This is a genomic window from Pseudomonas sp. WS 5051 (genome assembly GCF_012985715.1).
In the GTDB taxonomy this organism is placed as follows: domain Bacteria; phylum Pseudomonadota; class Gammaproteobacteria; order Pseudomonadales; family Pseudomonadaceae; genus Aquipseudomonas; species Aquipseudomonas bubulae.
This window is the reverse complement of record NZ_JAAQWV010000002.1, coordinates 116663-130309: the sequence shown is the minus strand read 5'-3', so window position 1 is coordinate 130309 and position 13647 is coordinate 116663. Positions and strand designations below refer to the sequence as shown.

Sequence of the window (13647 nt, the reverse complement as noted above, 5' to 3'; positions counted from 1 at the left end):
GTGGTCCTTGTCAGGGTTCATAACGGGTAACTGATTGAGTGATGGCGGGTAATGCCAGCGCTTCGGCAACAGCGTTTTTGCCCGGTGGTTGCCGTGGATCGTTGCGCAGCAGGGTCCAGGACAGCAGCAGGCAGGCGCCAGCCAGAGCGGACATGGCCAGGTAAACATCGGCAAATCCGTATTGGTCATAACCGTAGCCAACCAAGGGCGACAGCAGCATGGCGGTGAGTTGCTGGGCGAAGTGAAAGCCCACCAGATAGATCGAGGCAGACAGGCGCGGGTCGAAATTGAACGCAATATATTTGAACACCGAGACCAGCAGGATCGGCACCTCAACCGCGTGCAGCATCTTGAACACGGCGATGGCCCAGGTTTCTGTAGCCAGGCCGGAACCCAGAATGCGAAAAAACATGATGCTGCCCGCCAGGATCAGCCCGTATTTCGCACCGGTACGGCTAACCACCCAAGGGGCAACCAGGAGCAAGCCGGCCTCCAGCAGGACCTGGGATGAGTTCAGGTAACCATAGGCCTGAATGCCCTGTTCCGGGGTCGCAAAAAACGACGAGAAATACACCGGAAACTGCTGCTCGTAGATCATGTAAATCCCGCACACCCCGGTCAGATAGACACTGAAGGCCCAGAACCGCGGCAACTTGAGCAATTGCCATAGATCACCGACAGATACGGGCGCAGCGCCACTTGCGCCGCTGGCGCAGCCGGGTTGGTTGAACCGGCTCAGGTCCAGTCGAAACAGAATGAGCAAAAACGCCACGCCGGCAGCACTGCTCATGTAGAAGGCAATATTGGGGTTGATGTTGAACACCACACCCACAATGCAGGTGGCCGCAGCCCAGCCCAGGGAACCCCACATCCTGCTGGTGCCGAACTCGAAACCCACGTGCCGTGACAACCGTTCGGTATAACTTTCGATCACGCCAACCCCGGCCAGCATGGCAAAGGCAAGGAAAACCGCCCCCACCACTGCGCCGAGCACTACGTTCTGAGCCAGCAAGTGGCTATAGACATAAATCGCGAAGGGTGCGGCGGCGCACAGCAGCAGGCCAATCCATACCAGCAGCTTGCGGGACAGGCCGAGCTTGTCCTGCAATGCCCCGTAGAACGGCTGGATCAGCAGTGCTGCGATTGCATTCGCGGCAAATACATAGCCGGTCTGCGCGCCATTGAGGCCGATGACCTGATGCAACCAGATGGAAAAAAGCGAGTAACTGGAAGACCATGAAAAAAAGAAAAAAAACAGCAAACCGCTGATAAGCCAGTAATCACGCTTGACCGTCCGTTGCATGGGTGTCCCTCTTGTTCTTATTTAAGTTAACGTTAACATTTTCTCCTATTACGGATGCCTACAGCTTCGCTGTCAAGCTCATGGCTCAGGAAAGCAGCAATGGACAGGGGCTGGAAGCTCATATCAGGTCGCGATGACCCGGTGCCTGATCAGGTGTTTTTTTGACACCTTGCAGGGGAACCCCTGCGCAAGGACATCAAGCAGGTTAAGGATTAACCCGACTACGTCGCCGGCCTTCAGTCGGGCTCAGGCTAGCCTGTAATGTGCTGGCATTTGCAGGCTGACCCGTGCCAGGTAACAGGCCGCAGGGCGACTGGCACAAGGCTTACCCGCTGAGTTTCGTATACCATATATCTTTTACAAGCGAATGATGACCATCGTGGCCCATCCAAAACTCAATGCACCCGACCTCGGCAATTCGCCTTCCACATCGGAAATCATCACCCTGCATTTGCGCGATGCGATTGTCGCCGGGCATTTCGCTGAAGATGAACCGATTCGCCAGGATGATATCGCCCGCCAGTTCAATGTCAGCAAAATCCCCGTGCGCGAAGCCCTCAAGCGACTTGAAGCTGAAGGGCTGGTGATGTTCCAGCGCAACCGCGGCGCCATGGTCACGCGCATTTCCGAGGCCGAACTGGCGCAGATGTTCGAAGTGCGCATGCTCCTTGAAGACAAACTGCTGCGCCTGGCCATTCCCAACATGACCGCAGACACCTTTGCCCGTGCCGAACGCATATGCCAGGAGTTTGTCGGGGAAGATGACGTGGGCCGCTGGACCGAGCTTAACTGGGAACTGCACGCCTGCCTGTACGAGCCGGCGCAGCGACCGTTCATGATCAGCCTGATCCGCTCAGTCAATGACAAACTGGAACGCTACCTGCGTATGCAAATGAGTTTGTCGGCAGGTAAACACCGTGCCGATCACGAACACCGGGAGATCCTTGACGCCTGCCGCGCTGGTGATATTGAGCTGGCCGTCAAGTTGCTGGATGAGCATATTGCCGGCGTGTGCAAAACCCTGTTCGAGCATTTGCCGCAAAGCCATTGAGCCTGTACGCAACGCTTTAGCTTGTAGTCGCTGAGGAGCGCAGCGAGGCTGCGATCGGTTTGGTGCGCCACTGCGACACAGCAGTCGTAAAATCGGTTAATGCGTTGGGCCAAGTACATCCGGGGCTCAGGGTTTAAGACCGCTTCGCAATCGATCGCAGCCTCGCTGCGCTCCTCAGCGGCTACAAGATTTCGTGTTCTTCACTCCCCCACCGAGTACACCGTAATACACAGGTCGATCCCCAATGACTGCATGCGCAGCAACGTATCGATCGGGATCGGGTGGCTGACGGAACGTGGTGTAACTCCGCTGTTGTAGCCAATATCCAGGGTCTTTTTTGTACAGGCGTGCCATAACGGCTGCAGTGCTTGCGGCAATTGCTCAATGGCATCGAGCAAGGCCCTGATGCTTTCATCAGGGGTGGGGTAACTGCCTTGCGGGCCAGAGGCTTCAAAAACAGAATGATAGAGGTCGCCGTCAGCCTGACTGTCATGCAGGCAACTGATTGATTCTTCGGGCAGATCTCCAGGCGCCATGGCTTGTGCCAAGGGCGCCAGATTCACCGGAGCCGTGAGCATCAGGTTTGTATTGATGTAGTACACCCAGCAGTCATCATCGATAGGCATAGGCTTCACACTCCCAAAAAAAGTACCTAGCCCATACTGCCCGCAGGGCAAAAAATAGCCAATACCGCCAAAAAGCCAGCAAGTGTTCCTTTGTGGGGCATTTCCCACAGTAATGCTCCCTTCTGTAACACCCCCCTGCTACCGCTCAACCCCTCCAGTACCAGAGTGCCATCACGCAAGCCTGCAAATACCGCGCTCGCTCACTTATTGCGGCCTGCGGCAAAAATCGGCACACGCCTTGCAAAACAAATATCGTATACGAAATCCAAAGACCGTTAATCAACAGCCCTTCAACGACTCCGAGGCTTCCATGAAAAACCCCGTACTTGCCGTAGCTCTCAGCGCTGTTCTCAGTACCTCCTTTATTGCCACGGCGCAGGCCGACAAGCTCGACGATATTATCGGTTCGGGTAAGTTGCGCTGCGCCGTCACCCTGGACTTCCCGCCCATGGGCTCCCGTGACGAGGCCAACAAGCCCGTCGGCTTTGATGTGGACTACTGCAACGATCTGGCAAAAGTGCTCGGTGTCGATGCCGAAATCGTTGAAACCCCCTTCCCTGACCGGATTCCGGCGTTGGTCTCCGGGCGCGCCGATGTCATTGTGGCCTCCACTTCCGACACCCTAGAACGGGCCAAGACCGTTGGCCTGAGCATTCCTTACTTTGCCTTCCAGATGGTGGTGCTGACCCGCGACAACACCGGTATCAACAGCTTTGAAGATCTCAAGGGCAAGGCCCTGGGCAACACCAGCGGCACCTATGAAGCCATCGCCCTGGAAAAAGACGTGAAAAACTGGGGCAGCGGTTCATTCCGCGCCTATCAGTCGCAGAACGACACCCTGCTGGCCGTTGCCCAGGGCCATATCGAGGCCACCGTGGTCACCAACACCGTGGCTGCGGCTACCCTTAAATCAGGCAAGTACAAAAACCTCAAGGTCGCCGGTAACGCGCCTTATGTGGTCGATTACGTGTCCCTGGGCGCCAAGCGCAACGAGTACGGCCTGCTCAACTACCTGAACCTGTTCGTCAACCAGCAAGTACGCACCGGACGCTACAAGGAGCTGTGGACCAAATGGGTCGGGACCGAGATTCCACCGGCTGATCTGACCGTACCTCACGTTTATTACTGAGGTATCCAGCATGTCCGGGATAAGTTCTCTTGAAGGCCGCAGCCTGGTTGATGGTTGTGCATCCGCCCCGCTGCTGTACGCCGAGGTCGGCCTGAGTTTCTGGGGCGGCGTCGACCCGTTCAGCGGCGAGGTGATCGACCGCCATCACCCGCTCAGCGGCGAATGCCTGGCCGGCCGTGTGCTGGCAATCCCCAGCGGGCGCGGCTCCTGTACCGGCAGCAGTGTGCTGATGGAACTGATCAGCAATGGCCATGCTCCTGCTGCGCTGGTGCTGGCCGAGGCCGACGAGATCCTGACCCTTGGCGTGCTGGTGGCACAGACCCTGTTCCAACGATCCCTGCCGGTGCTGTGCATCGGCAAGGAAGCCTTTGGCCAATTGCGCGGCAAGGCGTTCGCCAGGGTCGATGGCAACGGTTTGAGCCTTTACGATTCAACGCCTGACGATACTCCGGCACCACGCAACGACAGGCCAACCGAAGATGCACACAGCTCGATCGAGCTGACCGCACACGACCGTGCACTGCTCGACGGCAGCCAAGGCAAGGCCGCTCAGGTGGCCATGCAGATCGTTTTGCGCATGGCGCATATCCAGGGCGCCAAATATCTGGTGGACATCACCCAGGCCCATATCGACGGCTGCATCTATACCGGGCCGGCGAGTTTGCGCTTTGCGCAACAACTGGTGGCATGGGGTGCCAAGGTGCGGGTACCCACCACCCTCAATTCGATTTCCGTGGATCAGCGCCGTTGGCGCGAACTGGGTATCGACCCGGCGCTCGGTGTACCCGCCAGCGCGCTGGGCGATGCTTATATGGCCATGGGCGCACAATTGAGTTTCACCTGCGCGCCTTATCTGCTCGACAGTGCGCCCAAGGCCGGCGAGCAGATTGTCTGGGCCGAATCCAACGCGGTGGTTTACGCCAACAGCGTGCTCGGCGCACGCACCCTCAAGTACCCCGACTATCTGGATATCTGTATCGCCCTCACCGGCCGGGCACCGCTGATTGGCTGTCATCTGGAAGATCAGCGCAAGGCCCGTTTGCACATAGAAGTGCCGCCCCTGTCCAACCTTGACGACTCTTTCTACCCGCTGCTCGGCTACCACATCGGTGCCCTGGCCGGCAGCCGGATCCCGCTGGTTTCCGGGCTCCAGCAGCAGCATCCGAACCTGGACGATCTCAAGGCATTCGGTGCGGCCTTCGCCACCACCAGCGCCGCTGCGCTGTTTCATATCGCCGGGGTTACCCCCGAAGCTCTCGACCCGACACGGGTGATCGATGGGCCGCTGCCGGTGTTCAAACTCAGCCTGGAGGAATTGCGGCTCAGTTGGCAGGAGCTCAACAGCGCCCGCGATGCCAGGGTGGATGTGGTGTCATTGGGCAACCCGCACTTTTCCCTCAGCGAGTTCGCCCGTTTGGCAAGCCTGTGCCAGGGCCGCCACCGTCATCCCGACGTGGTACTGGCGATCACCTGTGGTCGCACCGTGCTGGAGCAGGCCCGCGTCGCCGGGTATATCGCCGTAATCGAAGCCTTTGGTGCCGTGATTGTCAGCGATACCTGCTGGTGCATGCTCGGTGAACCGGTGATCCCGCCAGCCGCCAGAAACCTGATGACCAACTCGGGCAAATACGCCCATTACGCCCCCGGCCTGGTGGGCCGCAAGGTTCACTTCGCCAGCCTTGCCGAGTGTGTGGATGCGGCGTGCAGCGCCACGGCCAGCGGGCGCTTGCCGCAGTGGCTGCAAGCCGCTGCCTCACTGGAGAACGCACCCCATGTTTGACTATACCTTCCAATGGCGCTCTGCCCTGCGCGCCTTGCCGGACATGCTCGCCGGTGCCCTGGTGACCTTCGAGACCGCTGCCCTGTCGATGATCTTCGGTGTACTGATCGCCCTGGCCCTAACGGTGATGCGCGAAAGCAAAAACCCGCTGCTGCGCGGCGCCGGTAATGCCTGGGTGTCCATTGCCCGTAACACGCCCTCGTTGTTCCAGATTTATGTCCTGTACTTCGGGCTCGGCTCCCTGGGCCTGCATGTCAGTTCATGGGTCGCCCTGCTGGCCGGGATCACCTTCAACAACGCAGGTTACCTGGCCGAGAACTTTCGCGGCGGGCTCAAGGCCGTACCCGAAACCCAGGTACGCGCAGCTCGCTCGCTGGGCATGAGCGCCTTCCAGACCTACCGCATGATCGTCGTACCGCAGCTGCTGCGCATCGTGTTTTACCCGCTGACCAACCAGATGGTCTGGGCGGTGCTGATGACCTCGCTGGGGGTGATCGTGGGCCTGAACAACGACCTCACCGGTGTGACCCAGGACTACAACGTCAAAACATTCCGCACCTTTGAATACTTCGCCATTGCCGCGGTGCTGTATTACCTGATTGCCAAGGCGATCGTTGCAGCAGCCCGGCTCATGGCCTGGCGACTGTTCCGTTACTGAGGACTGCCCATGTTTTCCACCAGCTTTACCTGGAACGATTTTCTGTTTTTGCTGCAGGGGGCATGGATCACCCTGCAACTGACCAGCTGGGCGATTTTGCTCGGCACCGTTGCCGGCCTGCTGTTCGGCCTGATGCGTGCCTTGCTGCCACGGGCCAGCCTGCCGCTGGCCTGGGTGCTGGATGTGTTTCGCAGCGTGCCTTTGCTCATTCAGTTCGTGCTGTTCAACTCGCTCAAGAGCATCGTCGGCCTGAACATCAGCGCTTTCAGCGTCGGCTGCATCGTGCTGGGGGTCTACGCTGCCGCGTACTTCACCGAGATCGTGCGCAGCGGCGTGCTGGCAGTGCCGTTTACTGTGCGCCGGGCCAGCCGTTCGCTGGGCCTGAGCTACCTGCAGGACCTGCGCTACATCGTGTTGCCCATTGCCATGCGCGTGGCCTTCCCCGGTTGGCTCAACCTGGTGCTCAGCGTGATGAAAGATACCGCACTGGTGATGTGGATCGGCATCGTCGAACTGCTGCGCGCCTCGCAAACCATCGTCACCCGCATCCAGGAACCGATGCTGGTGCTGTGCATCGCGGGCCTTATCTATTACGTCATGAGCCTGGTGGTTGCGCGCCTTGGTGCTCGCCTGGAAAAAAGGTGGCAAGAAAATGATTGAGATCGACAACGTCTACAAATCCTTCGGCGACCTCGAAGTGGTCAAGGGCGTCAGCCTGACCGTGAACAAGGGTGAAGTGGTCTCGATTATCGGCGGCTCCGGCTCCGGCAAGTCGACCCTGCTGATGTGCATCAACGGCCTGGAACCGATCCAGAAAGGCCATATCCGCGTCGACGGCATTGCAGTCCACGACCGCGCCACCAACCTTAACCACCTGCGTCAGAAAATCGGCATCGTGTTCCAGCAATGGAACGCCTTTCCCCACCTCACCGTGCTGGAAAACGTGATGCTGGCGCCGCGCAAGGTGCTGGGCAAAAGCAAGGCCGAAGCCGAGGCCCTGGCGGTGCAGCAACTGACCCATGTGGGCCTGGGCGACAAGCTCAAGGCCTTCCCCGGCAAGCTTTCCGGCGGCCAGCAACAGCGCATGGCCATTGCCCGCGCCCTGGCCATGTCACCGGACTACATGTTGTTCGACGAAGCCACCTCGGCCCTCGACCCGCAATTGGTGGGCGAGGTGCTCGACACCATGCGCATGCTCGCCGAAGACGGCATGACCATGGTGCTGGTCACCCACGAAATCCGCTTTGCGCGGGATGTATCCGACCGCGTGGCGTTCTTTCGCAATGGCCTGGTGCACGAAATCGGTACCCCCGATCAAGTCATCGGCAACCCTGTGCACGCGGAAACCGCGGCCTTCCTCAAGTCGGTCAAATAGGAGCAGAACATGCGTTCATCGAAAGTCATTCATGTGGTCAGCTGTCACGCCGAGGGCGAAGTCGGTGACGTGATCGTCGGCGGTGTGGCGCCTCCGCCCGGGGCTACCGTATGGGAGCAGTCGCGCTGGATCGCCCGGGACGAGACCCTGCGCAATTTTGTGCTCAACGAGCCTCGCGGCGGGGTGTTCCGGCACGTCAACCTGCTGGTGCCGGCCAAGGATCCACGGGCGCAAATGGCCTGGATCATTATGGAACCGGCCGACACTCCGCCCATGTCGGGTTCCAACTCGATCTGCGTGTCCACGGTCTTGCTCGATAGCGGCATCCTGCCGATGACCGAACCGCAAACCCGACTGGTGCTCGAAGCTCCCGGTGGCCTGATCGAGGCCGTAGCCGACTGTCGAGACGGCAAGGTACAACGGGTCGAGATCAAAAACGTGCCCTCCTTCGCCGACCGCCTGGATGCCTGGATCGAAGTCGAGGGCCTGGGATCGCTCAAGGTCGACACCGCCTATGGCGGCGACAGCTTCGTACTTGCCGATGCCAAGGAACTGGGCTTTGCCATCAGCCCGGATGAAGCCAGGGACATCGTTGAGACCGGTTTGAAAATCACTCGCGCCGCCAACGAGCAACTGGGCTTCACCCACCCGTTGAACCCGGACTGGTCGCATATCTCGTTTTGCCAGATCGCTGCGCCTGTGGTGTATGAGAACGGTATTGCCAGCGGCGCCAACGCGGTCGTGATCCGCCCGGGCAAGATCGACCGCTCGCCCTGCGGCACCGGTTGCTCGGCGCGCATGGCGGTGTTGCAGGCCAAGGGGCTGCTCAAGGTGGGCGAGCGCTTTATCGGCCGCTCGATAATCGGCTCTGAATTTCATTGCCGCATCGACTCCATGACCGAAGTGGCCGGGCGCGTCGCGATCTACCCGTGCATCTCCGGACGGGCGTGGATTACCGGTACCCATCAACACCTGCTCGACCCGAGCGACCCGTGGCCACAGGGCTATCGCCTGTCCGATACCTGGCCGGGTGCCAACTGACCAGAGCATTTACGCAATACCCGTAGCAGCTGACGAGCGCAGCGAGGCTGCGTTCGTCAGCTACAGGAACACTGCAACTGTGGGAGCGAGCCTGCTCGCGAAGATCGTTCGCGAGCAGGCTCGCTCCCACAATAGGGCTTGACCTGCAACAGAGTATCTACATAAAACCGCAATTAAACGTATACGAAATACTATCTTAGCGACCGGAGGCAACAAACATGAGCAAGCGCATCAACTGGAGTGGCGTCTTCCCTGCGGTGACCACTCAATTCAACGATGACTTCAGCATCAACCTGGACAAGACCCACCAGGTGATTTCCAACGTCATCCGTGACGGCGTGTCGGGCCTGGTGGTCTGTGGCTCGGTGGGGGAAAACACCTCCCTGACCGCCGAAGAAAAAATCGCCGTGACCGAAGTCGCTGTGGCAGCCTCCGGCGGCCGGGTGCCGGTCATCTGCGGCGTGGCCGAGTTCACCAGCGTGCAAGCCGCCAAGGTGGCCAATGCCGTGCGCAAGGTCGGCGTCGATGGGGTGATGCTGATGCCCGCGCTGGTCTACGGCTCCAAGCCTTTCGAAACCGCCGAACACTACCGCTATGTAGCCAAGCACGCCGACGTGCCACTGATGGTCTACAACAACCCGCCCATCTACAAAAACGATGTCACCCCCGACATCCTGATTTCTCTGGCCGATTGCGACAACGTGGTGTGCTTCAAGGACTCCTCGGGCGACACCCGCCGCTTTATCGATATCCGCAATGAAGTAGGCGACCGTTTCGTGCTGTTTGCCGGCCTCGACGACGTGGTGCTGGAGAGCATTGCCGTGGGTGCCGAAGGCTGGGTTTCGGGCATGTCCAATGTGTTCCCCAGGGAAGGCGAAACCATCTTCCGCCTGGCCAGGGCCGGGCGTTTCGCCGAAGCCATGCCGATCTATGAATGGTTGATGCCGATCCTGCATCTGGACGCCCGTGCCGACCTGGTGCAGTGCATCAAGCTGTGCGAAGCCATTGCCGGTCGCGGCAGCGCCTTGACCCGTCCCCCGCGCCTGGCCCTGCCACGGGAAGATCGTGAATTTGTCGAACGAATCATGGCCAAAGCTCTGGCAAACCGCCCGCACTTACCTGATGTCGGTCTTTGATCAACGGCTTACTGTAGATACTCTGTTGCCGCCTCCCCCCTTGTGGGAGCGGACTTGCCCGCTCCCACAACAAGCGCCACCCCGGCAAATCTATCCCTTCAGCAGCGCCTGCAGGTCATTGAACAAGGCTAACGGAATCTGCACCCCCTCCGCCTCGCTGCGCGCCCGCGCCTCATACCGGCGTTGCGACGGCAAGCGCGCGCCCTGCCCTTCGATCCCGGCAAACAAACCCTCGGCCCGGGCCAGATGCTCTTCGGTTGCCGCACCCAGAAAGCGCTGCGGATCAAACGCGATAATCAACTCGCCATGATAAGGCGATGACTTGCTCCCCGCGTCGTAAGCCAGGGACTCGGCGCTGGTCAAATCGCCAATCAGGGGCCCGGCAATCAACTCCACCATTGCCGCCAGTGCCGAGCCTTTATGCCCGCCAAAGGTCAGCATCGCGCCGGTATCAAGCACCACATTGGCATCGGTGCTCGGCAGTCCTTGAGCGTCAACCCCCCAGCCCTCAGGAATAGCCTTGCCAGCCCGACGATGCAACTCGATGTCGCCACGGGCAATGGCACTGGTGGCAAAGTCAAAGACAAACGGGTCACGCCCCGCCCGTGGCCAGCCAAAGGCAATGGGGTTGGTACCGAACACCGGCTGGCAGCCCCCCGCCGGGGCCACCCAGGCATGGCTCGGGTTACAGGCCAGCGCTACCAGCCCCGCCGCGGTCAACTGCTCGATTTCCACCCAGAGTGCGGAAAAATGCACACAACGATTGATCGCCAGGGCTGCAATGCCGTTGGCCCGGGTTTTTTCCTGTAACAGCGGCAAACCCGCCTGGAACGCCAACTGGGAAAACCCGCCGGCTGCATCCACCCGCACTATCGACGGCGCCTGGTCGATCACCCGCGGCGCGGCATCGGCCGAGACCTTGCCCGCGCGCAGTGAATTGACACAGCCCAATACCCGGTACAAACCGTGGGACGCGCAGCCATCGCGCTCCCCGGCCAGCACCGTGGCGCTCACCGCGCGGGCATGGGCCTGGTTGAAACCGTTATGCAACAGGATCGATTCGGCAAGCTCGTAAGCCTGGGCCAGGGTCAGTCGTTTCATGGTCAGCTCCTTGAACAGACCTTTCAGACTGGACCATCCTCAGGCTCACGGCTTGATAGGTTCAGGCCGTGGGCATGACGAATTCAGCACAGAGCGGGCCATGAAAATACCCGGCAATTGCCTCAATCAACGCCGCATCCGTGACCGGGTCCAACCCCGGATACGGCTGGCCGTTATAGCTGCCGGTAAACGTCAGGACCGCCTCGATGCTGCCATTGTCCTGATACAGACTACGCATCTGCTGGCACTCCAGATCCTTGCTGTCAGTGCTGCGCAGCGCATAGTGCAACGCCAGCGCCGCGCCGAACTGCAGGGCACTGCTGTCAATCCCGTGCTTTCTGGCCAGATCGATACTGCGAAAGATCCGTTCGTTACGTTGCAGTTTGCGTAGTGGATCACGTCCGACACGGGCACAGGGGTCCTTGAAGGAGGTATTGCAGCGCTCCAGAAAGGTGGCTGAAAATGCTGCCACGGCATCTTCCATCTGCGGGTTTTCGGCCACCAGTGCCGGGCCGACTGCCTCACCGATCAAGCGCTGCGCCAGCTCACTGACGCGCGGGTCGCCCATGCCCTGCCCCAGCCAGGAGTACCCCAGCAGGCTCGCATACCAGGCAATGATCGCGTGCGGGCCATTCCACAGCAGGTTCTTGATGACTTGTGGCTGGGTGATGTCGTCGACCGTCTTCACCTGGCGCAAGCGCTCAAGCAGATTGCTGCAGCGCTGGGCGTACAGGGGCATGTCCGGCTCGCTGTTGAACAGGATCAGATGCAGTTGGCTCAAAGCGTTGCTGGACTGGGTAAAAGGTCGAAAGCGGCTGATCAGGCGCTCGTACTCAGGCACCGGAGTGCGCGGTGCGGCGCGAGGTGCGTCAGGCTCGTCATCGAGGCTGTTCTGGAACATCTTCGACTTGATCCGCAACTGGCGCACCAGCGCTTCGTTGGACAACTTTGAGACGATGCGGCTGACCACCGTTTCTACAAAGTGGGTGTTGTCCAGAATCTTGCGGCACAGCTCGGCAGACACCAGCAACTCCAGTTGCGCCTGCACATGGCGACGCACAAAGTCCGCACCGCCGACCTTGTTCAGCACAATCAAAATGGTCAGCTCACGCCCCCGGCGCTCGTAGCGGCGCACCAGGCCCCGGGCAATCACCCCGGCCTGCTTGCGAATTGCCGTTTCAGGCAGGCTCAGGCCGATGATTTCCGCCACGTCATACATGCGGATCACTGCTTCGGCGTCGTCCATATCGATCATGCGCAGGTTATCGATGGTCTGATCGAAGGACGTGGCGCTGTAGCGCACACTGAAGCGGCCAAACGCCTGGATGGTCTCGCGCAGCATGCGTGAGCGGGTGGCGGCGATGATCTCGCAGGGTCGGGTGTAGCCGTCCCAGTGCGAGAAAATCTGCGTCAGGTAACCGCCGCCCATTGCGCCAAAACCATGAATACCGGCGCTGAACTGATTGAGGGTGGGCGGGAAACTGTCGGTCAGCGCGGGAGGACCGAGATCGGGCATGCACTCGTTCAGGTCACCCAAAAAACCGTGCATGCTGGTGTAGGCCTTGAGGGCGCAGTCCGCGACTTCAGGCGCTGGCGGCTTGATATCCTCAATCAGGATCGGCTGGCCGTCGGCACGAATGGCCGACAACAGACCGTTTTGCGAGTCCTCCAGCATAAGGCAATGCTCTGGCAGGCAATTGAGCGCGCTGGCCGCCTTGAGGAAAATCTCCGGGTGGGGCTTGCCCTGGGTCACCTCATCACCGCACACGGTAACGTCGAAATACTTCAGCACATTGGCATTGATCAGGTATTCCTCGGCGATGGCGCGACGGCTCGACGTAGCCACCGCCATGGTCAGGCCGTATTTGCGCAAGCGCTCCAGCACTTCCAGCAGGCCATCCTTGATCGGCACGCCGTGGTCACGCACATGGGCCAGCTCCAGCTCGTCGGCACGCTGGCGAACCTGGGCATAGGGGAAGTCTTCGCCGTGGTTGGCCCTGGCCAGGGCCTCGGCTTTTTTGGCACTCAGGCCTAATGAGCCGATCAGTGTTTCTTCACTCAGTGGCGTGCCGTAAATCTCCTCGGCGGCCTGCTTGAGCGTTTTGAAGCGCAAGCGCTCGGTGTCGAACATGGTGCCGTCCATATCGAAGATGGCACTGAAAATTCTTTTACCCTGAAAATAAATCATCAACACAGCTCCTTGTAGCGCGAGCAATTATTGGCTGCCCGCGGAAACGCTTTGGATCAAAAACGTGGTTTCAAATACAAATCCCGGGCAGCAGAACGCACCATTGACAGCGGGGCGTGAGTGCACCGGAACGGCTGGCGGTCAGAAATAATCAGGCGGAGGGACGTAACAATGGCGCCAGTTGGCGCAGCTGCCCGAGAAGCAGGGTCTCAGGTGGGGGATAGCGAAGTTTGCGAGAAAGCGGGAAATAAACCCTGTG

Annotated in this window: 12 protein-coding genes; 8 read left to right on the top strand and 4 right to left on the bottom strand. The window is 59.9% G+C overall.

The annotated features are described in order from the left end of the window. Positions 1-10 precede the first annotated feature (10 nt). On the bottom strand, positions 11-1303 hold the full coding sequence (locus HBN79_RS02980; RefSeq protein ID WP_169916239.1) for an MFS transporter: 1293 nt from the start codon (positions 1301-1303) through the stop codon (positions 11-13). Between the two features lie 370 nt (positions 1304-1673). On the opposite strand from HBN79_RS02980, the gene HBN79_RS02975 reads away from it, so the two are divergent. Next, a complete protein-coding gene (locus tag HBN79_RS02975; protein WP_169916238.1) occupies positions 1674-2354 on the top strand; it encodes a GntR family transcriptional regulator in 681 nt (226 codons plus the stop codon). Positions 2355-2554: 200 nt separating this feature from the next. Here HBN79_RS02975 and HBN79_RS02970 read toward each other — a convergent pair whose 3' ends face one another. Continuing rightward, positions 2555-2980, bottom strand: a complete 426-nt coding sequence (locus HBN79_RS02970; RefSeq protein ID WP_169916236.1) for a hypothetical protein — start codon at positions 2978-2980, stop codon at positions 2555-2557. 310 nt (positions 2981-3290) lie between these two features. Between HBN79_RS02970 and HBN79_RS02965 the strand changes: the two genes are divergently transcribed. The 7 genes from HBN79_RS02965 to HBN79_RS02935 all read left to right on the top strand — a co-directional run bounded on the left by HBN79_RS02965 (position 3291) and on the right by HBN79_RS02935 (position 10099). Next, positions 3291-4109: a transporter substrate-binding domain-containing protein gene (locus HBN79_RS02965; protein ID WP_095026449.1), complete on the top strand. Its 819-nt coding sequence runs from the start codon at positions 3291-3293 to the stop codon at positions 4107-4109. Positions 4110-4119: 10 nt separating this feature from the next. Further along, positions 4120-5889, top strand: coding sequence for an aconitase family protein (locus HBN79_RS02960; RefSeq protein ID WP_169916235.1), 1770 nt, complete (start codon positions 4120-4122; stop codon positions 5887-5889). Continuing rightward, complete coding sequence (locus tag HBN79_RS02955) at positions 5882-6547, top strand: amino acid ABC transporter permease (RefSeq protein ID WP_095000329.1); 666 nt, start codon at positions 5882-5884, stop codon at positions 6545-6547. Before HBN79_RS02960 ends, HBN79_RS02955 begins: the two co-directional genes overlap by 8 nt. Positions 6548-6556: 9 nt before the next feature. Beyond that, a complete protein-coding gene (locus HBN79_RS02950) occupies positions 6557-7207 on the top strand; it encodes an amino acid ABC transporter permease (RefSeq protein ID WP_095026451.1) in 651 nt (216 codons plus the stop codon). Beyond that, positions 7200-7922: an amino acid ABC transporter ATP-binding protein gene (locus HBN79_RS02945; protein WP_095017989.1), complete on the top strand. Its 723-nt coding sequence runs from the start codon at positions 7200-7202 to the stop codon at positions 7920-7922. The genes HBN79_RS02950 and HBN79_RS02945 overlap by 8 nt, the downstream gene beginning before the upstream one ends. Before the next feature lie 9 nt (positions 7923-7931). Next, entirely contained in the window at positions 7932-8963 is a 1032-nt protein-coding gene (locus tag HBN79_RS02940) for a proline racemase family protein (RefSeq protein ID WP_095017990.1), read from the top strand. A 218-nt stretch (positions 8964-9181) separates the two neighbouring features. Beyond that, positions 9182-10099, top strand: a complete 918-nt coding sequence (locus HBN79_RS02935; protein WP_095019987.1) for a dihydrodipicolinate synthase family protein — start codon at positions 9182-9184, stop codon at positions 10097-10099. A 90-nt stretch (positions 10100-10189) separates the two neighbouring features. Here the strand turns inward: HBN79_RS02935 and HBN79_RS02930 are convergent, their stop codons facing one another. Both HBN79_RS02930 and HBN79_RS02925 read right to left on the bottom strand, forming a co-directional pair. Beyond that, positions 10190-11200, bottom strand: coding sequence for an Ldh family oxidoreductase (locus HBN79_RS02930; RefSeq protein ID WP_095000334.1), 1011 nt, complete (start codon positions 11198-11200; stop codon positions 10190-10192). Positions 11201-11261: 61 nt separating this feature from the next. Continuing rightward, positions 11262-13388, bottom strand: a complete 2127-nt coding sequence (locus tag HBN79_RS02925; protein ID WP_095000335.1) for an HAD family hydrolase — start codon at positions 13386-13388, stop codon at positions 11262-11264. Positions 13389-13647: the final 259 nt, after the last annotated feature.